The sequence below is a fragment of the Pigmentibacter sp. JX0631 genome (assembly GCF_029873255.1).
Lineage (GTDB): Bacteria > Bdellovibrionota_B > Oligoflexia > Silvanigrellales > Silvanigrellaceae > Silvanigrella.
Window position 1 is genome coordinate 3,027,114 of record NZ_CP123622.1, and the last position, 18,628, is coordinate 3,045,741.

The 18,628-nt window shown below is 30.9% G+C and carries 18 protein-coding genes; 10 read left to right on the forward strand and 8 right to left on the reverse strand.

Annotation, left to right across the window (positions count from 1 at the left end; translation table 11 throughout):
* Window positions 1–89: 89 nt before the first annotated feature.
* Complete coding sequence (locus tag QEJ31_RS13140; protein WP_280590773.1) at window positions 90–734, forward strand: TetR/AcrR family transcriptional regulator C-terminal domain-containing protein; 645 nt, start codon at window positions 90–92, stop codon at window positions 732–734.
* A 27-nt stretch (window positions 735–761) separates the two neighbouring features.
* Here QEJ31_RS13140 and ileS read toward each other — a convergent pair whose 3' ends face one another.
* Window positions 762–3,890 (reverse strand): isoleucine--tRNA ligase, encoded by a 3,129-nt coding sequence (gene ileS, locus QEJ31_RS13145; protein WP_280590775.1) that lies wholly within the window; start codon window positions 3,888–3,890, stop codon window positions 762–764.
* 179 nt (window positions 3,891–4,069) lie between these two features.
* On the opposite strand from ileS, the gene lepB reads away from it, so the two are divergent.
* The 4 genes from lepB (at window position 4,070) to QEJ31_RS13165 (ending at window position 7,426) form a co-directional block, all read left to right on the forward strand.
* Entirely contained in the window at window positions 4,070–4,744 is a 675-nt protein-coding gene (lepB, locus tag QEJ31_RS13150; RefSeq protein WP_280590778.1) for a signal peptidase I, read from the forward strand.
* 158 nt (window positions 4,745–4,902) lie between these two features.
* Window positions 4,903–5,511: a 30S ribosomal protein S4 gene (gene rpsD / locus QEJ31_RS13155; protein WP_280590779.1), complete on the forward strand. Its 609-nt coding sequence runs from the start codon at window positions 4,903–4,905 to the stop codon at window positions 5,509–5,511.
* A gap of 205 nt (window positions 5,512–5,716) precedes the next feature.
* Window positions 5,717–6,598, forward strand: a complete 882-nt coding sequence (locus tag QEJ31_RS13160; protein WP_280590781.1) for a hypothetical protein — start codon at window positions 5,717–5,719, stop codon at window positions 6,596–6,598.
* A gap of 24 nt (window positions 6,599–6,622) precedes the next feature.
* Complete coding sequence (locus tag QEJ31_RS13165; RefSeq protein ID WP_280590782.1) at window positions 6,623–7,426, forward strand: transporter substrate-binding domain-containing protein; 804 nt, start codon at window positions 6,623–6,625, stop codon at window positions 7,424–7,426.
* On the opposite strand, the gene QEJ31_RS13170 is transcribed toward QEJ31_RS13165, so the two are convergent.
* The 4 genes from QEJ31_RS13170 to speA form a co-directional block, all read right to left on the reverse strand.
* Entirely contained in the window at window positions 7,423–7,785 is a 363-nt protein-coding gene (locus tag QEJ31_RS13170; protein WP_280590783.1) for a hypothetical protein, read from the reverse strand. The two genes, QEJ31_RS13165 and QEJ31_RS13170, sit on opposite strands and share 4 nt — an antisense overlap.
* 230 nt (window positions 7,786–8,015) lie before the next feature.
* Window positions 8,016–8,375 (reverse strand): hypothetical protein, encoded by a 360-nt coding sequence (locus tag QEJ31_RS13175; protein ID WP_280590784.1) that lies wholly within the window; start codon window positions 8,373–8,375, stop codon window positions 8,016–8,018.
* Between the two features lie 144 nt (window positions 8,376–8,519).
* Window positions 8,520–9,452 carry a bifunctional 5,10-methylenetetrahydrofolate dehydrogenase/5,10-methenyltetrahydrofolate cyclohydrolase gene (locus QEJ31_RS13180; RefSeq protein WP_280590785.1) on the reverse strand — a complete coding sequence of 311 codons (933 nt, stop codon included), beginning with the start codon at window positions 9,450–9,452 and terminating at the stop codon, window positions 8,520–8,522.
* A gap of 56 nt (window positions 9,453–9,508) precedes the next feature.
* Window positions 9,509–11,431: a biosynthetic arginine decarboxylase gene (gene speA / locus QEJ31_RS13185; RefSeq protein ID WP_280590787.1), complete on the reverse strand. Its 1,923-nt coding sequence runs from the start codon at window positions 11,429–11,431 to the stop codon at window positions 9,509–9,511.
* A gap of 208 nt (window positions 11,432–11,639) precedes the next feature.
* On the opposite strand from speA, the gene QEJ31_RS13190 reads away from it, so the two are divergent.
* Entirely contained in the window at window positions 11,640–12,119 is a 480-nt protein-coding gene (locus tag QEJ31_RS13190) for a hypothetical protein (protein WP_280590789.1), read from the forward strand.
* Here QEJ31_RS13190 and QEJ31_RS13195 read toward each other — a convergent pair.
* A complete protein-coding gene (locus QEJ31_RS13195) occupies window positions 12,111–13,013 on the reverse strand; it encodes a sterol desaturase family protein (RefSeq protein ID WP_280590790.1) in 903 nt (300 codons plus the stop codon). The two genes, QEJ31_RS13190 and QEJ31_RS13195, sit on opposite strands and share 9 nt — an antisense overlap.
* 162 nt (window positions 13,014–13,175) lie before the next feature.
* On the opposite strand from QEJ31_RS13195, the gene QEJ31_RS13200 reads away from it, so the two are divergent.
* Genes QEJ31_RS13200 through QEJ31_RS13215 form a run of 4 tightly spaced genes read left to right on the forward strand, consistent with a single transcriptional unit; the run spans window position 13,176 to window position 15,402 of the window.
* Entirely contained in the window at window positions 13,176–13,961 is a 786-nt protein-coding gene (locus tag QEJ31_RS13200; protein ID WP_280590791.1) for a transporter substrate-binding domain-containing protein, read from the forward strand.
* Window positions 13,962–13,966: 5 nt separating this feature from the next.
* Window positions 13,967–14,305 (forward strand): hypothetical protein, encoded by a 339-nt coding sequence (locus tag QEJ31_RS13205; RefSeq protein WP_280593288.1) that lies wholly within the window; start codon window positions 13,967–13,969, stop codon window positions 14,303–14,305.
* A complete protein-coding gene (locus QEJ31_RS13210; protein ID WP_348524542.1) occupies window positions 14,296–14,736 on the forward strand; it encodes a hypothetical protein in 441 nt (146 codons plus the stop codon). The genes QEJ31_RS13205 and QEJ31_RS13210 overlap by 10 nt, the downstream gene beginning before the upstream one ends.
* A gap of 51 nt (window positions 14,737–14,787) precedes the next feature.
* A complete protein-coding gene (locus tag QEJ31_RS13215; RefSeq protein ID WP_280590793.1) occupies window positions 14,788–15,402 on the forward strand; it encodes a phosphatase PAP2 family protein in 615 nt (204 codons plus the stop codon).
* 21 nt (window positions 15,403–15,423) lie between these two features.
* On the opposite strand, the gene infA is transcribed toward QEJ31_RS13215, so the two are convergent.
* Both infA and QEJ31_RS13225 read right to left on the reverse strand, forming a co-directional pair.
* Window positions 15,424–15,660, reverse strand: coding sequence for a translation initiation factor IF-1 (gene infA, locus QEJ31_RS13220; RefSeq protein ID WP_158997372.1), 237 nt, complete (start codon window positions 15,658–15,660; stop codon window positions 15,424–15,426).
* Between the two features lie 84 nt (window positions 15,661–15,744).
* Window positions 15,745–18,573 (reverse strand): Smr/MutS family protein, encoded by a 2,829-nt coding sequence (locus QEJ31_RS13225; protein WP_280590796.1) that lies wholly within the window; start codon window positions 18,571–18,573, stop codon window positions 15,745–15,747.
* Between the last annotated feature and the right edge of the window lie 55 nt (window positions 18,574–18,628).

Genomic DNA, 18,628 nt, shown 5'->3' on the forward strand with positions numbered 1-18,628 from the left:
GTTTTAGTTAAGTTAAAGGGAATAAAAAAATACCCTAACATTGTTAGGTTTATAGTCTAACAATGTTAGGGTGTCAATGGGGGTGTATTATGAACCATTCACAATCACAAAATATTATTAACGCTGCCTTAGAGTTGCTAGATGAAGTTGGTTTTGAAGGCTTAACAATGCGAAAATTAGCTGATAAACTGAATATAAAGGCGCCAACTTTGTATTGGCATTTTAAAAACAAACAAGAATTAATAGATAAAATGGCAGACTCTCTATTTTCAGATGTAGCATTAGTTCCTTTAAACAATGAAATGAAATGGTCTGATCAAGTAAAATTGATTTCAAAAGAAATTAGACAAGCTTTGCTTTCGAGGCGAGATGGAGGATTAATTTATGCAGGAACAGTTGTACCAACAGAAAATGTTTTTCGCGTTTATCATGCTGTTGTTAATCCATTAATCAATAATAATATTCAATCAATAATTGCTGGTAGATTTGCTTTTAATATATTGTATTTTGTTTTAGGTTTTGTCATAGAAGAACAGGGAAGTAAAAAATCTATTGAGAAAAAACATCTCAATAAATTAACAGATTCTTCTAACATTAATTTGCAAAATGTCTTAAATAATAATTTAAACACAGTTTTAGAAGATTTATTCTCAGATAATGATGAAGATCGATTTGAGTTTGGACTAGACCTTTTGTGCAAAGGTTTAATGGCAATTCTAAATGAAAGCCCTTAAAAATATACTTTAAGGGCTACTAATATATCATAGGAGACTCATTTTTATTGCGACAGTTTCTCCTTCGCAAGATATCTCCGTAGAATATGATGCTTCTTTAGGTAAAGTATTTGTTATTTGAGATAATGTTTCATCTTCAATATATGTTTTATTTGCCTGAATTGCTTTTAGCAACGCTGTATTCGCATCTATTTGGAGATAAATTTTATCTTCTACATTGAAGTCAGCAGATTTTCTTGCCTTTTGAATTAAACTTACTAGTTCTCTAGCAACTCCTTCTAAGCGTAATTCTTCTGAAATTTCAGGATCGAGAGCGGCAACAATTTCAGCATCTGTAGCGACTAAGTTATTGCCACTAGGTCTTAATTCAACTGTTACTGAATTAGGATCTAAGGTAAAATTATTAACGGTAAAGGTTTGTTTCTTTAATGCAAGAATAGAATTTTCTTGTGAAAGTTCATTAAGCAAAGTTTGTAATTCTTTTATTTTATCGCCTAAGGATTTTCCTAGAACTTTAAAATTAGGTTTTACAATTATTTTTGCTAGCTCTGAAGGATCTTGTGTTATTAAAACTTCTTTGACATTTAATTCTTCACAAATAACATGAGTTTGAGATAATATTTTTTGTCCAATTTCTTTGGATAAAACTCCCACAGTTAGTTTTTTCAATGGTTGTCTATTTTTTAGTTTATGAGTGACTCGAATAGTTCTTCCTAATTCTACAACTCTTCTTGCTAATGCAACTTCTTCTAGTAGTTTCTCTTCTTCTTGTGATATTTTTCTGTATTCAGGTAACAACGCTAAATGAACGCTTCCAATTTTTTGCAATTCTTTAGTTAAAGCTAGTTTTCCAAAAAAATATTCCGCAGTAAATGGAGCAAATGGTGCAAGAATTTGAGTTGCTTGAAGCAGTACTTTGTATAAAGTAGAGTAAGCTTCTTTGTTACTTTCCCAAAAGCGTCTACGGCTTCGGCGGATGTACCAATTATTTAAATCATCAAAAAATTGAGTAATTGCAGGAGCTGCTTTGGCTATTTGATAACTACTCATTGAAGTATCTATGTTCTTTAATAATTCATTTAATTGGAGTAAAATCCATTTATCAAGATCATTTTTACTTTCAACAAAATCTTTTTCAGGGCACCATTTATCTATGGAAGCATAAGTCGCAAAGAAAGAATAAGCATTCCACAATGGCAATAAGACTCTGCGAGTACTTTCTTTTACGCCTTCAACACTGAAACGTACTTCTTCAGCAACAGTCGCCGGAGAGGACAATAAAAAGAGACGAACTGAGTCTGCTCCATACTCATCAAGAGTAGCCATTGGATCGGGATAATTCTTAAGACTCTTACTCATTTTTCTGCCATCGGAAGCTAAAACGAGTCCATTTACAACAACATTTTTAAATGCTGGTTTTTCAAATAAAAGACTAGAAAGTAATGTTAATGTATAAAACCAGCCTCTTGTTTGATCCAATCCTTCACAAATGAAATCGGCAGGAAATAAGGAAGCAAATTCCTTTTCACGTTTAAAAGGATAGTGATGTTGGGCATAAGGCATAGATCCTGATTCAAACCAGCAATCGAGAACAAATGGAACTCTTTTTAAGAAGGTTCCTGGAAATTTAGTAGATGGAATAATGATATCATCGATAAATTCCATATGCAGATCAGTTATTTTTTTATCTGTATATTTTTGTAATTCGGCAATAGACCCAATGCAAAGTTCTTCGCCAGTTGTTTCATTTTTCCAAACGGGTATTGGGTTGCCCCAGTAACGAGAGCGACCAATATTCCAATCTCTAGCATTTTCCAACCATTTACCAAATCTTCCATATTTAATGTGATCTGGTACCCAGTTGATTTGTTCATTCATTTTTAAAATGAGTTCTTTATTCTCTTGTATTTTTACAAACCAAGATGGTACAGCGCGATACATCAGAGGCACACCTGAACGGTAACAATGCGGATAACTATGAACAAATGTTTCGTGTTTGAATACAAATCCCCGTTTTTTTAAATCAGCAATAATAATTTTATCCCCAGATTTAAAATCGAGCCCAATGACTTCCGGGATGTTACCTTCAATAAATTTACCATTTGTATCTAAATGATCAAAAATGGGTAGGCCATATTGTTTTGCTGCATGAAAGTCATCTTCACCAAATGCAGGGGCTGTATGCACCGCTCCCGTACCAGTATCGTGTAAAACATAATTTGTTGCATAAACTTTGAATGAATGCTCTCCACCTTTATCTATCCAAGAATCAAAAAAAGGTTCGTAGGCACAATTAACAAGCTCTTCTCCAGGAAATTCACGCACAAGTTGATAGGATTCTTCTTTCGGCCAGTAAGCTGAAATTCTGCTCTTTAATATATAAAAATGTTCACCTGAAGCAGTATCTTTAATTTCAGCGTAAATACCTTTTGCATCGATAGCAACGGCAAAGTTAGTTGGGAGTGTCCAAGGAGTGGTCGTCCAAACTAGCAGAGATTTTCCTGTATGTTTCCCTTTTAGTTTCGCTTTTATAGTTAATGAGGGATCTTGGACGTCGCGATAGTCTAAACTTGCTTCAAAATTTGATAAAGTAGTTCCTAATGCAGTTGAATAGCTAACTACAAATTTACCTTCATAAATAAAGCCTTTATCCCACAATTTTTTTATAACGTACCAAACACTTTCCATAAATTCAGGATCCATGGTTCTGTATTCGTCATCCATGTCAACCCAACGGCCCAATCTTTTTATATAATTGCGCCATTCTTTAGTGTATCTGACAACCGAATTTCGGCATGCTTTGTTAAACTCTGCTATTCCAAATTTTTCTATGTCTAATTTTCCATTTAAACCAAGCTCTTTTTGTACAAGCAACTCAACAGGAACGCCATGGCAATCCCAGCCGAAACGTCTTTCAACTCTGTAACCTTTCATAGTAAAGTAACGAGGAAAGGCATCCTTTACTGAGCCAGGTACAAAATGTCCAAAATGTGGTAGACCTGTTGCAAACGGAGGTCCATCATAAAAATTATATTTTTTTTCAATAGGGCGTTCGGAAATGCTGCGTTGAAAAATATTTTCATTGTCCCATTTTTCTAATATTTCTTTTTCTATGGCAGGGAAATTTATCCCTTTCGATGGCTTTTCAACTTGCATTTCAGTCTCCTGATTTTCCTTTGACTTATTTCAACCGATATCCGGTATTCTGTTGGGTATATCAAATAAACTAGGAAGTAGTATAGTTTTTTAAGTGGAAAAAGTTTTTGAAAAGTGTATGTATATTGAACAATTTGGCTATTCTGGAAGGCATTGTTTTCACATGAGGAGATTCCACTTTGTTTAAGCGATATTTCAATGATTTTTTTTGGGTAGTTATATTTGTTTTGTGTTTTGTCTTGTTGAAAACTTCGGTACTCAGTTTTTATATGATACCGTCTTCTTCAATGCTCCCAAACATAACTCCTGGAGATAGAGTTTTTTTAAATAAGCTTAAATACGCGCTTTGGTTACCTTTTCAGTCAAAGCCTATTCTTAAATGGAGCTCTCCTAAAAGAGGTGAAATTATTCTTTTTATCCCTCCAAATGAAAAGGATATTTTTATAAAAAGAGTAATTGGCATACCAGGAGACAAAATATCCTTTGACAAGGGGATGATCACCATCAACGATCATCAATTATCTTTTAGCTACATTGGAAATAATCCTACGACTGTTTACCAGAATTCTTTAATTTTAGAAGAAAATAAAGATTTACAATTATCTCCGCATTTAATACTAATGTCCGAAACTCCAAGTCATACGTACTTTGAGAAGAGGAACTTTATCGTCCCTCCAAATAAAGTGTTTGTTCTTGGCGATAACCGTGATAGCTCTATTGACAGCCGCATATTTGGTTTTATAGATGAAGATGCCATATTAGGTGAAACAGGATTTGTCTTATTCTCAACAACTGGAAACGATCGCTTTTTCCCTGAATTTAAGACAGAACGCTTTTTCAAAGCAATAGACTAGTGTGGAAATTGGTAAAATATAATAGTTTTAGTTAGTTACATTGAAGGCATAGGCGTAAAAAAAATTTGCGAAGATTTTCACTAAGGGCTTCCCTTATGGAAATAAAAAACATATAGTGCGCCTGTGTTTTGAACATTTCATGGAGGTACTCAGTACATATGTCTCGTTACACCGGCCCACGCATGCGCATCGCTCGTCGCCTCGGAACTTTGCCAGGGCTTACAAATAAAGAAATTAAGAGAAAATCTCGTCCTGGTCAGCATGGTGCAGCACCACAAAAGAAGTCTGACTTTGCTCTTGCATTAGAAGAAAAGCAAAAAATTCGCTTCAATTATGGTCTGACTGAAAGACAAATGCAACGTTATGTTAAAGCAGCTCGTAAGGCTAAAACCCTAACAGGTGAAGCTCTATTACGTTTATGCGAAATGCGTTTAGATAGCATAGTATTCCGTCTTGGTTTTGCGCCTACTATTCCTGCAGCACGTCAGTTGGTTCGTCATGGACATATTCATGTCAACGGCCGCCGTGTAAATATGCCTGGGTACCAATGCAAGCCAGGTGAAATTATTGTTCCAACAAACAAAGAAAAAACTGTTTCTTTAGTGAAGAACAATATCGTTCACCGTGCGAATGCTCAACCACCTGCATTTCTAAGCTTAACTGCTGATAAATTACAGGCTTCTGTAGTATCTACTTGTTCACGTGAAGAAGTTCTTTTAAACGTAAATGAGCGTTTGGTTGTCGAATACTACGCACAACGCGGTTAATTTCATAAGCTATTATTTTTATTAATATTATTCTTGTTACTAAGTGTAATTTACTAAAATATAATAGCTTTTTTATTTTTTGCCTTCCAAGTTTTCAAATTAAAATAATGAGTTTATAAAATTGATACGATAATATAACAGGATAGCTATACAGTTACTTAGCTATAACTTACTGTAATTACTTATAATTTATATAGGCAAAAATATGAACTCATCTTTTGTAGCCAAAGACAAAAACTTTAATAGAGAAATTCCATTACCGAAAGGGGCTTTATCAGTAGAGGTTGAGTATAAAGCTAAGTCTTCCTATCCTATTATTCCTAGTCCATCCATAGAAGGGACTATTGGGAAACAAATTATTGCACCAACATATTCACAAGAGCAGCATGAGACATGGAAAAAAATGTTAAAAAGGCAGCAAGAATTGGTTCAGGCTCACTTGTGCCAAGAATATATCTTAGGCACGCAAGCGCTAAAATTTCCTGCAGAACGCATTCCTACCCTTGCACAATCTAGTATAGAGTTGGAAAAATGCACTCATTGGCAAATTATTCGAGCTGAAGGCCTAGTTTCACCGATCAATTTTTTTGCTCTTTTAGCAAATAAAGTTTTTCCATGTACAGATTTCATCAGACATATGGATGAAATAGATTATACCCCTGCCCCAGATACTTTTCACGATCAAATAGGTCACTTGCCGATGATCACAAATCCTCGTTTTGCTGAATTTTTTCATCTATTTGGAATAGCTGGAGCGAATGCAAAAACGGAAGAGGAATTGAGTTGGTTTAATCGAATTTACTGGTTCACTGTTGAATTTGGTTTAATAAATCCTACAGCGCATCACGGGAAAGAAAGAAAACCTCAATTAACACGTATTTATGGCGCTGGCATAGCATCTTCTTGTGGCGAAATAGTATATAGTTTATCAAGTAAGGTTAAAAAAATTCCTTTTGATATTGATGTCATAATCGAAACTGATTTTGATATTCATCATATGCAAGATCAATTATTTGAAATATCTTCATTTGATGAATTAGAAAATAAATTCAGAGAATGGGCTAAAAAAAAGGGTTTTTTACAGTAAAGATAAGTCAATAAAGGAATGTTTATGTTGGCTAAAGTAACTCATAAATTTCTGTTTTTAACTTTAATTATATCTTTTTTTTGTAAGGTTCATGCAAGTAGTAGATTAAATTTATGTGGTGAAATAATGTCACCTTATTTCATAAAGTCAGAAACCAATGTTTTATCTGGGATAGATATCGAAATATTAAAAGTAGTATTTAATAAAATCCAAGTAAATTACGACATTGAAGAAATGGCTTGGCCTAAATGCGAAGAAGGTTTGAAAACAGGAAAGTATGATGGTGCTCTAGGCACTTCCAAAAATTCTGCTAGGGAACAATTTTTATACTATCCAGCAAGTATTTCTTGGAGTTCTGAATTTGTATTTTTTACAACACAAGAATTTAAAAAAAATAATCCCAGAATGGACTATGAAAAAATTATAAAAAATAATTTAAGAGTAGGAGTTATTGAAAAAAATTCTTATCATCCCTCTTTTTGGGAAGCGTTCCCTTGGGTAGATGAGTCTAAAGGTCTTTATAATAAGCAAATAGAAGCCTCTAAAAATGTTGAAACTAATTTGTTAAAATTAAGTAAACGAAGAATTGATCTCTATCCACAAGACAAACAAATTGGTCTATCCACAAGCAAAAAATTAAATATTACTGATTTAGATTACTATGAAAATATCCTTTTTAAAAAGGATTATTACGTAGTATTTTCAAGGAATTCTCAATATTCAACGGAAAAGTATAAAACTATATTAGATGTAGTGAAAAAATATGATTCTGAAATCTCAATTTTTAAAAGAACAAATCAGTATAAAAAACTATTTTTGCAAAATTAGTAACAATTAAATGCATTATTATCTTTAAATTTACAATGATTTTCAGGAACAGTTAACATTACATGAGCATAGAAAGAACCTTCGTTAGAGCTACATGTTAATAAATTGCTGTAAGTTCCATCTTCATTTTGCAAAGGTTCAATTGATTTTTTATTCCAATGCACAATTTTATTAACTTTAAAGTTCATAACTGTTAAATCGCTGGTTTTCTCAGTAGCATAAATGAACCATTCATTCATAGTATCCATTATAGAAACATAATTGCCAGCAGGTAAAGCTGGGCATTTATATTCTTTAGTGGTTGCAGTTGCAATTAAAGGGAACAAAGAAAAAAGAGTAAGTAAATATTTAGATTTCATATAAAATTTTCCTTAAATAAAAATTAAATCAAGAATTGATTTAATTTAAATCTAATAAAATTAAAATGATTTGTCAACAATATGTGATAATATATAAACAAAGCATACCAAAAAGAATTATAAATATTTATTTTTATAGATTAGTTGTGAGAGTAAAGGTAATGAAAATTTCTTTATTAGTTAAACTTTAATTTAATATAAATATTTTTAAGTGTCTAATAAATTTAAAATTAGTAGCAACAAAAAATATTATTTTCTTTAAAGTGACAATTCCGTTCAGGAACAAGTAATACTGCATGAATTGTGTAATTTTCTTCGTAAGAATAACAAGTTAACAGATTGCTTGAAACGCTATCAGTATATTGTAAAGGTTCTATTAATTTTCTTTCCCAAACTACTACATCCTCAATAAGAAAACTTTTTAAAGATGTTTTGCTATTTTTTGGAGTAGCAAAAAAATTCCATTCACCATTTTTATTTATATTTGAAGTGTAATTTCCTTTTGAAATATCAGGGCACTTATATTCTTTTGCGATAGAAAAAGAATGATATGAGATTAAAATTGAAACAAAAAATATTTTAATATTCATTATTAAGTCTCCAGTTTATTTTTGAATTACTAGTTAAGTAACAAAGAATATATTTATAGTCAATTAAATTAATAAATATTATTAGCTTAAATTACCAAAAATATTTTATACTAGATGATATTATTTGTTTTATATAAATTTATTTTATTTTTCTTTTTTATTAATAAGATCCCATGCTGAAAGAGCAGTATTTAAAAGTAACATCGCGATAGTCATTGGGCCTACTCCACCTGGTACTGGAGTTAAAGCGCTTGCTTTTTCTTTGACACTTGAATGAACATCTCCGCATAATTTACCATCAATTTTTCTATGTATACCAACGTCCACAACAATTGCACCATTTGATACGTAATCGCTAGTAAGTATTTCGGGTTGACCCGCAGCTGCAACTATTACATCTGCAGATTTACAAATTTCTTTCAAATTTTTAGTTTTAGAGTGAGCTAAAGTAACAGTGGCGTCATCTGAAAGTAACAGTAATCCCATAGGTTTGCCAACAATATTACTTCTTCCTATTACTACGGCATGTTTTCCTGCAAGTTGAATTCCATAAGCATGAAGTAAAACCATTACACCAAAAGGTGTACAAGCTATTGCTGTGTTAAATTCTCCAGTTGCTAGTGAACCCATATTATGCGCCAGAAATCCATCAACATCTTTATGTGAATCAATGGTATTTAGAATATTTATTGAGTTGTATTTTTTTGGTAAAGGAAGTTGAACTAAAATACCATCAATATTTTCATCTTTATTTAATGATATTATTAAATTAATAATATCTTGTTCAGAATAATCAGCTTCATTTAAAATAAAAGATTTAGATAAAAAACCAGCTTCTTTAAATATCTTTATTTTATTATTTACATAAACTTTTGAAGCAGGATCGCTTCCAACAAGAATAACTGCTAAACACGGAATCTTTCTTGCACTTATTAAAGCTTGGGATTGTTGGACAAAATTATTACTTAATTTTTTTCCATCAAGAATTTTGCAGTTTGTATTTTCAAAATATGCGGATTCTAAAGTAAGATCTGGAATAATAAACCCATTACTTTCAGCTCTTTTAAATGCTTTCATAAGGCTCCTAAAAAAATAAAACCCTTCTTGGAAGCCAAGAAGGGTGAAAAATTGGATCATCCAACTATTTCTAATGTGCTTTTTCTTACCAAATAAGGGTATTCATTAAAAAAGTCTTTTACTTTTTTCAAAATTCTTTCGCATTCTTGAGAGTCAATAATTCCAGCAGCTACATTACGTTTTAATTGCATTTCATAACTAGAAATTATTTCTTCGTCTTTATAATTCATGATACGTAGAATTTCACCTATATCTTCGCCTTTTACCTCTTCAATTGATGAAATTTTACCATCATGATTTATTCTAACGACTAGTTCGTTAACTGCTCCAAATAAATTATGATTATTTCCTAAAGCTTCTTGATATGCTCCGACTAGGAAAAAGCCAATATAATATGATTCGTTAGATTTCGGTATATGCAAAGCTAAAGAATGTTTTACGTCTCTTTTATCAACGAATTTATCAAGACAGCCATCACTATCGCAAGTTAGATCCATTATAACGCCATGATGATCTGTTCTTTCATTTAACCTTGTAATTGGCATAACTGGAAAGAGTTGGTCAATTCCCAAAGTATCAGGAATTGACTGAAACATTGAAAAGTTAGCCATATATTTGCCAAACTGATTTTTTTCTAATTCATCAAACTCTTCTAATTGCATGCCCGAATTTCGATAAAAATTTAATGCTTTTTTACATAGTGCATAATAAATTACTTCAGCTTTAGCTCTTTCTTCAATTTCTAAGTAACCTAAACTAAACAATGTAAACAATTCATCTCGATACTGTAATGCATCATGAAAATATTCAACAAAGTTTTTCCCATTCATGTAAGATAATGAATTGATCATGTCTCCTAGAATGCGATGATCTGTGGGAGATATTTTCCATTCTTCTAAATCTCCACCTGTTTTTTCAACTTCTCGCACATCGGTAATAAGCACAGCATGGTAAGCAGCAACAGCTCTTCCACTTTCACTTACAATATGTGGAGTTTTGCAATTTTCAGATTTACAAACATCTTGAATGATATAGATAACATCATTCGCAAACTCTTGAATTGTATAGTTGTGACTTACATAGAAGCTAGTTTTACTACCATCATAATCCACACCAATTCCGCCACCAATATTTAAGTAACGGAGATTGAATCCGCTTTTTAAAATTTTAGCATAAACCCGCGCAGCTTCTTTCATGGCAGATTTTACTTTTTTAATTTCTGTTATTTGGGAGCCGATATGATAGTGAATCATGACTAACTTTTCTTTTAAACCCGCTTCTTCAAGCAGATAAAGAGCTTCAATCATTTCCACACTATTTAATCCGAATTTACTGCCAATTCCGCCCGACTTTTCCCACATGCCCGAGCCTTTTGAGTAAAGTTTAGCTCTGAGGCCAATGTCGACACAAAATCCCACTTTTTTTGCGTGATTGATAATAAATTTTAATTCATCAGTTCCTTCAATCACAAGAACAACATTTTTACCCATTTTTTTTGCATCGAATGCTAGTTCAATGAAATGAGAGTCCTTAAAACCATTACAAACAAATAAAGCTTCTGGATGGATATCATAAGCTAAAGCTGCAAAAAGTTCAGGTTTAGTGCCAACTTCAAGGCCATAAATATGTTTCTTCCCACTGCTTACTAAGTCATCGATAAATTCTTTTCTTTGATTGACTTTAAATGGAAAGACAGCTCGCAGTTCGCCATCATATTTAAACTCTTCCATTGCTCCTCTGAAGGCATTTTGTATTCTCGTCAATTGTGTGTCGAGAATTTGAGGAAACCTGAGAATAAAAGGTGTTTTAACCTTTATTTCAGTGGCATGGTCGACAATTTTGGCAAGATCAATTGCGACTTGTTTATTACCAAAAGGATAAACTTCAACGGTACCTTGTTCAGATATACCAAAGTATCCAGAACCCCAATCATCGATTCCATAAAGGTCACGAGACTCTTGAATGACGTTTTTAATCATCGTCATACCCCACAAAAAAAGGAGTTAAAAAGAATTTCCGCAATACACTGCGAGAGAGGAAACACGCTCTGAAATATAATAGATGTAGCTTATGTCAAGAATTTTCTGAAAAAAAAAGAAAACCTTAAATGTTATAATAAATTTAGTATATTTTAAGAGGTACCCAATCCAATTTCTATAGTCAAACCTTCATTGAGAGGGAGAGGCAATGTCATTTTGGCAGAATAGGCGATATCAAGAAATTGAAAAAGTAAGCACAGGGGATCCTATCAGAGGATTGGCCAATAAAAACTTTCCTTGGCATCTATTATACGCAACTTTTGCAGATAATATTAATGATACATGGCACTATGAAATATCTTGTTTAAGTATATTTCCAGACAAAAAAATTAAACAAGTTAGAGCGCAGATCTTTATGATTGCTGAAAGTGAAGTTACAAAAATAAATTTAAAGCAAATTGGTATATCAAATGATAGATTGGATTTAATTAATATTCCTAGATGGAATTATTTGGAAGAAAAATTTAGTAGTGAAATTATTTGTGAACTTGAAAAAGTTGAAGAGAATGCAAAACAATTGGCAGAAAAGTGGATATTACAAATTTTAAATAAAAGTTCTTTAGAGTATAAGTTTAAACGAATAATGAATAATATTAAATCCTCAAAAATTTCTGGTTTTTCAGAGTAAATTATTATTTTTATAATTATCTTGCATTTGTTTTGTTGTAAGACCTTTATCATTTGGCAGCCATCCGGGGGGATAAAATAAAAATTTAATTTTATTTAGTAATTTTTTTTCATTTTTAATATCAATAATTAAAGAATAAATCATATGAAAAGCAATTTTAAAGGGATTAAAACTATTTACTGGATGAAGAACTCCATATTTAGGTTCTTTTTTCTCCGGAGTAAAGGTTTTAAAAATTCTATCCCAAATTATAAAAATACCCCCATAATTTTTATCTAGATAAGGGATTTCTGTTCCATGATGAACTCTGTGATGACTGGGAGTATTAAAAATGTAATCAAGAAAACCAAATGATTTTGTTAATTTAGTGTGTATCCAAAATTGATAAAATAAATTGAGGGTTGCTTGAAAGAAAATATCTTCTGGACGAAATCCTATTAATGGCAAAGGTAACCAGAAAATCCATGTAAATGGTGCACCTATCCAAGATTGCCGCAATGCTGTTCCAAAATTGTAATATTCTGATGAATGATGAGTTTCATGAGCGCACCAAAAAAATCGACAGATATGACTGATTCTGTGAAACCAGTAATAGCAAAAATCATCAAGAATAAATAATATTAGTATTGAAAGTAAATTTATTTTACCATCTAAAAAAAAACTCATCCAAGGTGATGGAATATCAAATAATTTAAATTCATAAACAAAAGAATAAATATAAAAAATATATATTCCTGCTAAACTAGAAACAATTAGATAACCTAACCCCATTACTAGACTTGCAAAAGTATCTTTCACTTTATAGGCTATTTTGTGTTGTTTTTTAAAATAGAAAAACTCTAAAATAATTGCAATTAAATAAATGGGAATGGTAAAGAACATAAAAAGTTTCATACACATCCTTGTTTAGAATGAATGATAGTTAATATATCGAGAAAAAAAATATTGGCAAGTGAGAAAGAAATATTTTTTCCATTAGCTATTAATGTCATTTCAATGGCTAAAGAGAATGAAAAATTTAGTAATAAAGAATAAGCTATTAATGAGGAGAAAAAAATGAAAGTAAAATTTATAATAATAGTACTTTTTTACTTGCCTTTAAATATTTTTGCTGAAACAGAACCAATATTTTTAAATTATCAGCCTAGAATTCCATTTTTTATAGAAGATAAAAAAGAAAAGTACCCAATTGATGGGATAATTTTTAAACTAATTCAGAATATTTTTCAAGATTTAAATATTGAATATAAGTTTTCCAATGTTCCAGTTATAAGAACAATGCAAATGATTAAAGAAAATAAAGTAAAAGTTTGTTACCCATTAGGTTTAAGAAACAATGAAAGAGAAAAAATCGCAATAATTTCTAAGCCAATATATAAAGATAAAAACATGATTGTTCTTTACAATAGTGATAATGAAAAAATAAAAAATTATTCAAATTTTGTAGAAATGTTAAAGGATAAAAATATTTCATTACTAGTCAAAATAGGGTATAGTTATGGGAAATTAGTTGATGATAAATTGTATGAATATTTTCATTACAAAGCGTCTGATAACAATAAAAACATAGAAAAAAATATTCATAAAACATCAGATGATAATATAGGTATGTTAAATCAAATTTTAAATAAAAAATCAGATTACATGTTAATTGCAAAAAATGAAATTGAAAATTTAATTGAACAAAATCCGGTATATAAGAAATATATTAGAATATTTGAATTTAAAGATTTACCTGATGGGGAGTATAGGCACTTGATTTGTTCCAAAAAAGTTGGTGAAGAAACAATGGAAAAAATTAATTTAAAAATTAAAGCATTAAAACTTCCTAATGAAAAGTAAATACTATGAATAAAATATTAATTATATTAGTTTTATTGTTGCCTATAATTGCTTTTTCTAACGAAAATAAAATTTTTCTTGCAGTTTATAATCGTCCTCCATTTGTAATTTTTGATGAAAAAACTGCTCTTCCAATAGATGGAATACTCTTTAGACAAGCAGAAAAGATTTTAAAAAAAGCTGATATTTCTTATGAATTTAAAGAAATGCCGTTAATAAGATCTATGGAAATGATAAAAAAAATGAGATTAAAATGTGTACTATTTTCGCGTACAAAAATAAGGATAGAGAATCTTATTCCTTTTTTTCAGAACCCTACTATTCTGAAAAAAGATTGGTTTTAGTTACCTTAAAAAATTCTGAAATTGTTAATAAGGCTCGCACATTAGAAGATGTTTTAAAAATAGAAGATTTTAAAATTCAATTAAAAATTGGTTACAGTTATGGAGCATTCGCAGATCATTTAGTAAAGAAATATAAAAATTATAGTAATACTACTGATAGGGTAGCTGATGAAAAAAAAATATATTTAACTTCTGATGATATTACAGGAATGTTATTTAATATTGTTAGAAAAAAAGCAGATTATATGTTAATAAATGCAAGTGAATTTGAATATTTTTACAAATTAGAAAAAGAATTTAAACAAAATTTACAATTCAAACTATTTCCTGATGTACCAGAGGGAGAAAAAAGGTACTTTATGTGTTCTTATAAAGTTGGTGATGATTTTATGAAGAAAATAAATAAAGTTATAAAACTTTTGCAAAAATAGTTCTTGTCAATAGGCTCCAATTTAGATAGTTATAAATTTTTGGAGTTTTCCTTGATACGATATATTTCCTTTGCTTCAATTATTTTAGCATATTACTTTTTAGACGCCCCTTTAGTACATTGGATTCATAATCAGAGGATAAATAAAATAGCATTTTTTAATATATTGACTCATATTCCTGATGCCATAATTGCATTTTTAATCTTATTTTTTCTTGTTTTTATTTTGTTTTTCAAAAGATTTGAAAAAGTGAAATTATTTAATGTATTATTTATTGCTATGGCTTCAGTAGCTGTAAGTGCACACATTAAGGATTTTCTAAAATTTATTTTTGCAAGATATTGGCCCAATACATGGATAGATAATAACCCTTCTTTATTAGTCGATAATGTATATGGTTTTCAATTTTTTGAAAAGGGTACTGCATATCAATCATTTCCCTCGGGCCACACTACTGTTACTTTTGCTTTTTTTTCTGTTTTAATTTATTTCTACCCTAAATATAAAACTGTTTTTTTAATTCCGTGTATTTTATTGGGTATAGGGCAAGTTTTAATGCATTATCACTTTTTAAGCGATGTTATTGCTGGAGGATTATTAGGTTGGATGGTAGCAATTATTTTCTGTCGCTTTATAGAAAATAAAATAAAATTACTTGAGACGTAGGAGGAAGAAAACCAATATTTTCTATTTTGCTTTAGAGGCTAATTTTTCTCTAGAGATAATCAAACCATGACTGACATCATAAGGGGATAATCCTACCGTTACTCTGTCTCCTATAATGACACTAATTTGATATTTTCTCATTCGCCCAGAAATTTTTGCTGAAATAATTTGGCCAGTGCTTAAACTTACTGAATATTTTCCACCAGCAAACACGTTCGTAACAACTCCCTCAACGCTCAACAAATCGGTTCTACTCATATAAAAGACTCCTATTGAATTTTAAAAGAATATATTACTAGTATTTCATATAATTTAATCTGAAATCAAGGCCATAGAAAATTTTTATGAAATAAATTCAATTACTGTAACCCCATCACCCCCCTCTCCTTGCCTTCCATTGCGATAGCGTAATTTATAAGAAGTTTCTTCTATGAATTTTCTGACAGATTCTTTCACTCTACCCATTCCATGGCCATGAATAATAATTACTTGTTCAACTTCATTTCTATGCATTTTATCTAATTCTAAATCAAGTTTATCAAGAGCAATATCTACAGTTAAACCTCTTAAGTCAATTGTGTTTCCTGAATGCTGAAGGGCAGGGGGGATTTCTGGGTCAAACAAATTTGTATTTTTGGCTTTTTTTACTGTCTGATTTTTAATTTTATTGGTCGAATTAGCTATCGTTTGTTGATTGTTAATTTCAGTAGTTTTTAATTCATAATAAGGAATTTTTATTTTTAAAATTCCAAAAAGACATTCTACATTTCCTTTTGAATCAACTATTTTAATAACTTTTCCTTTTTCTTTAAAGCGATCGCATTTTACCGTCATTCCTACTTGCCAGAAATTCGGCTCTTTACCTTGTGTTTTGATATCTAAAACTGTTTCTTTAGCTTGTTTTACCTTGTCTTTTGTATTTTTTTCACTATTTTGGATTAAGTTTAAATCCGTATTTAACTCTTCTTCAATATTATCATAAGAATGTTTAATATAATTTAAGCTTAGTCTAGCTTCGTCTAGTAAAGCTCTACTAGACATTTGCTTTGGAGCGCGAAATTTACTTGCTTTATCATCTAGTGAATCATAATCAATATATGAATCACTTTGACTTTGTTTTTTAGGTAATTTTAATTGTGAAAGAGCTTCAAAACCTGATAGTTTTTTTGGCTTCATACCTTGCTTTGTTTCTTTATTATCCTCAGCAGTAGCTTTTTCAGATTTTAAAATATTGCTATTTTCTATCGTAGATGGATTTTCCTCATGTTCTATACTTACTTTATCTTGCAAATCTTTTAGTAGACTTTCTTTTTGTTTTTCAAATTGCCGTTCTCGAATATTTAATCTGTTTTCAAACGCATTCAGTCTTTTTTGTAGTTTATTTCGATAGTTTTCTACTAGATCTTCACGAATTTCGGAAATTTTTTCTTTTTCTATTTGAAGTGATTTTAATTGTTCATCTAGTTTTCTAGTCAACAGAGATTGCTTCGTTAATTCTTCGCTTGCTTGAATTTTTTTCAATTGCAAATCTTTAAGAATATTTTCCATTCGTTGTGATTCGTTGCCATAATAGTTTCTGGCTTGATGAATTATTTCATTATTTAAACCCATTCTTTCAGCTAATTCAATTGCGTAACTTTGACCTGGTATTCCATTTAAAAGCTTATAAGTAGGCAAAAGTTTTTTGGGTTCAAATTCCATGCTTCCATTGTAGAATCGTTCATCACCATCAGCAAGAGTTTTCAAATTAGAAAAATGAGTTGTAATGATAACTGTTGAGTTCTTTTTAGCAAAAAATTCTAATGTAGATCTTGCCATCGCTACACCAATTGCTGGATCTGTTCCTACAAAACCTTCATCTAATAAAATCAAAGTTTTTTCATTTGAGTAAGTTGCAATTTTCTTTAATTGTGCAAGATGTCCAGAAAAAGTGGAAAGATCTTCTTCTCTGTTTTGTCTATCCCCAAGTTCAACAAATATGTGTTCATAATCGAGTAGCTCTGCTTTTTCACAAGATACAAATAATCCTGCTTTTGCCATTAATGTAAGAATACCAACTGTTTTCATTGCAACAGTTTTTCCACCAGCATTTGGCCCGCTAAGAACCCAAATAAAAGGAGAGTTGGAATTAAGTTTTGGTTTCAGCTCAAGATCATTATCAATACAGGGTTTTTTTTCAAGAATAAATAAGGGATGTTTTGCGCGTAGAAAGGAAAATCGTGGAGATTTAGAAGAATTTGTGACAAATTTTGGTTCTACACCATGAATTAAGCCGGCAAGCTTAGTACGTGCTATGATAAAATCAAACGTTGTTAAATGTTCAGCATTGAATAGAATATCTTCTTGGTTTAGGTAACAGTCTTTTGAAAGTTCCCTTAAAATTCTATTTTCTTCAATTTCAACATCAGTTTGAGCTTTTTCAAGTTGTGCATGTTGAGCTGCCAAAGCCTGCGGTTCGATAAAAACTGTAGAACCAGATTGACTGACTCCTCTAGGAATACCTTCGACCCCACTTTTGCGATCTGAGCGCACAGGCAAAACATAGCGACCATCGCGCAACATCCAAACAGAATCTTGTAAAGAGCTTTTTATTTCTTGCTTCTTTAAAATGTCTTCTAGGTGCTCAACGATCTTTCTTTTTGCATGTTCCACTCGGCTTCTAGCAGATTGCAACTCAGCAGAAGCTGTTGATAAAATACTTCCTTGCTGGTCGACACTTTGTTTTAATTTGTTAAAAAGATCTAAATTTGGTTTTAATAAAAGTGCTAAATTTGATAGTAAAGGATATTTTAATGATTTGGCTTTTTCATGTTTAAAAAAGTGGAGAACATTAGCGGTCAATTTTAAAGTGGTTAAAATTTGAAACAAAGCAAGTGGAGGTAATATAGCCCCTCGTTTCAAACTATTTTCAAATAATTGAAAATCAAAAGGCTCTAGGTTAAGCCCATTACTGGTAGAATTTAATTCTAGCATTTCACCAGTTGTTCCAAAGTAAAATTCACGTTTTTCTTTAGTCAACCAAGGATCTAAAGTTGCTAATGCGTTTTTAGTATGTGGAAAAGATGCAAGTTCAGCTAAAAAGCTTGTTATTTTCCCCCATTCTAGGCGTGATAAAGCATCTTTGTGTAAATAGGATAAGGAATTGTGTTCAATATTGTTTTCGTGTTCCATAAAATCGTACGCCAGTTTAGGGTTAGTTTCCAAGCTTTGCGTGATGATGTATAAA

Bases quoted from the DNA above. Each gene is read 5' to 3' on its own strand.
- QEJ31_RS13140 (WP_280590773.1), top strand. From the start codon at position 90: ATGAACCATTCACAATCACAAAATATTATTAACGCTGCCTTAGAGTTG.
- ileS (WP_280590775.1), bottom strand. From the start codon at position 3,890: ATGCAAGTTGAAAAGCCATCGAAAGGGATAAATTTCCCTGCCATAGAA.
- rpsD (WP_280590779.1), top strand. From the start codon at position 4,903: ATGTCTCGTTACACCGGCCCACGCATGCGCATCGCTCGTCGCCTCGGA.
- QEJ31_RS13160 (WP_280590781.1), top strand. From the start codon at position 5,717: ATGAACTCATCTTTTGTAGCCAAAGACAAAAACTTTAATAGAGAAATT.
- QEJ31_RS13165 (WP_280590782.1), top strand. From the start codon at position 6,623: ATGTTGGCTAAAGTAACTCATAAATTTCTGTTTTTAACTTTAATTATA.
- QEJ31_RS13170 (WP_280590783.1), bottom strand. From the start codon at position 7,785: ATGAAATCTAAATATTTACTTACTCTTTTTTCTTTGTTCCCTTTAATT.
- QEJ31_RS13175 (WP_280590784.1), bottom strand. From the start codon at position 8,375: ATGAATATTAAAATATTTTTTGTTTCAATTTTAATCTCATATCATTCT.
- QEJ31_RS13180 (WP_280590785.1), bottom strand. From the start codon at position 9,452: ATGAAAGCATTTAAAAGAGCTGAAAGTAATGGGTTTATTATTCCAGAT.
- speA (WP_280590787.1), bottom strand. From the start codon at position 11,431: ATGATTAAAAACGTCATTCAAGAGTCTCGTGACCTTTATGGAATCGAT.
- QEJ31_RS13190 (WP_280590789.1), top strand. From the start codon at position 11,640: ATGTCATTTTGGCAGAATAGGCGATATCAAGAAATTGAAAAAGTAAGC.
- QEJ31_RS13195 (WP_280590790.1), bottom strand. From the start codon at position 13,013: ATGAAACTTTTTATGTTCTTTACCATTCCCATTTATTTAATTGCAATT.
- QEJ31_RS13200 (WP_280590791.1), top strand. From the start codon at position 13,176: ATGAAAGTAAAATTTATAATAATAGTACTTTTTTACTTGCCTTTAAAT.
- QEJ31_RS13205 (WP_280593288.1), top strand. From the start codon at position 13,967: ATGAATAAAATATTAATTATATTAGTTTTATTGTTGCCTATAATTGCT.
- infA (WP_158997372.1), bottom strand. From the start codon at position 15,660: ATGAGTAGAACCGATTTGTTGAGCGTTGAGGGAGTTGTTACGAACGTG.
- QEJ31_RS13225 (WP_280590796.1), bottom strand. From the start codon at position 18,573: ATGGAACACGAAAACAATATTGAACACAATTCCTTATCCTATTTACAC.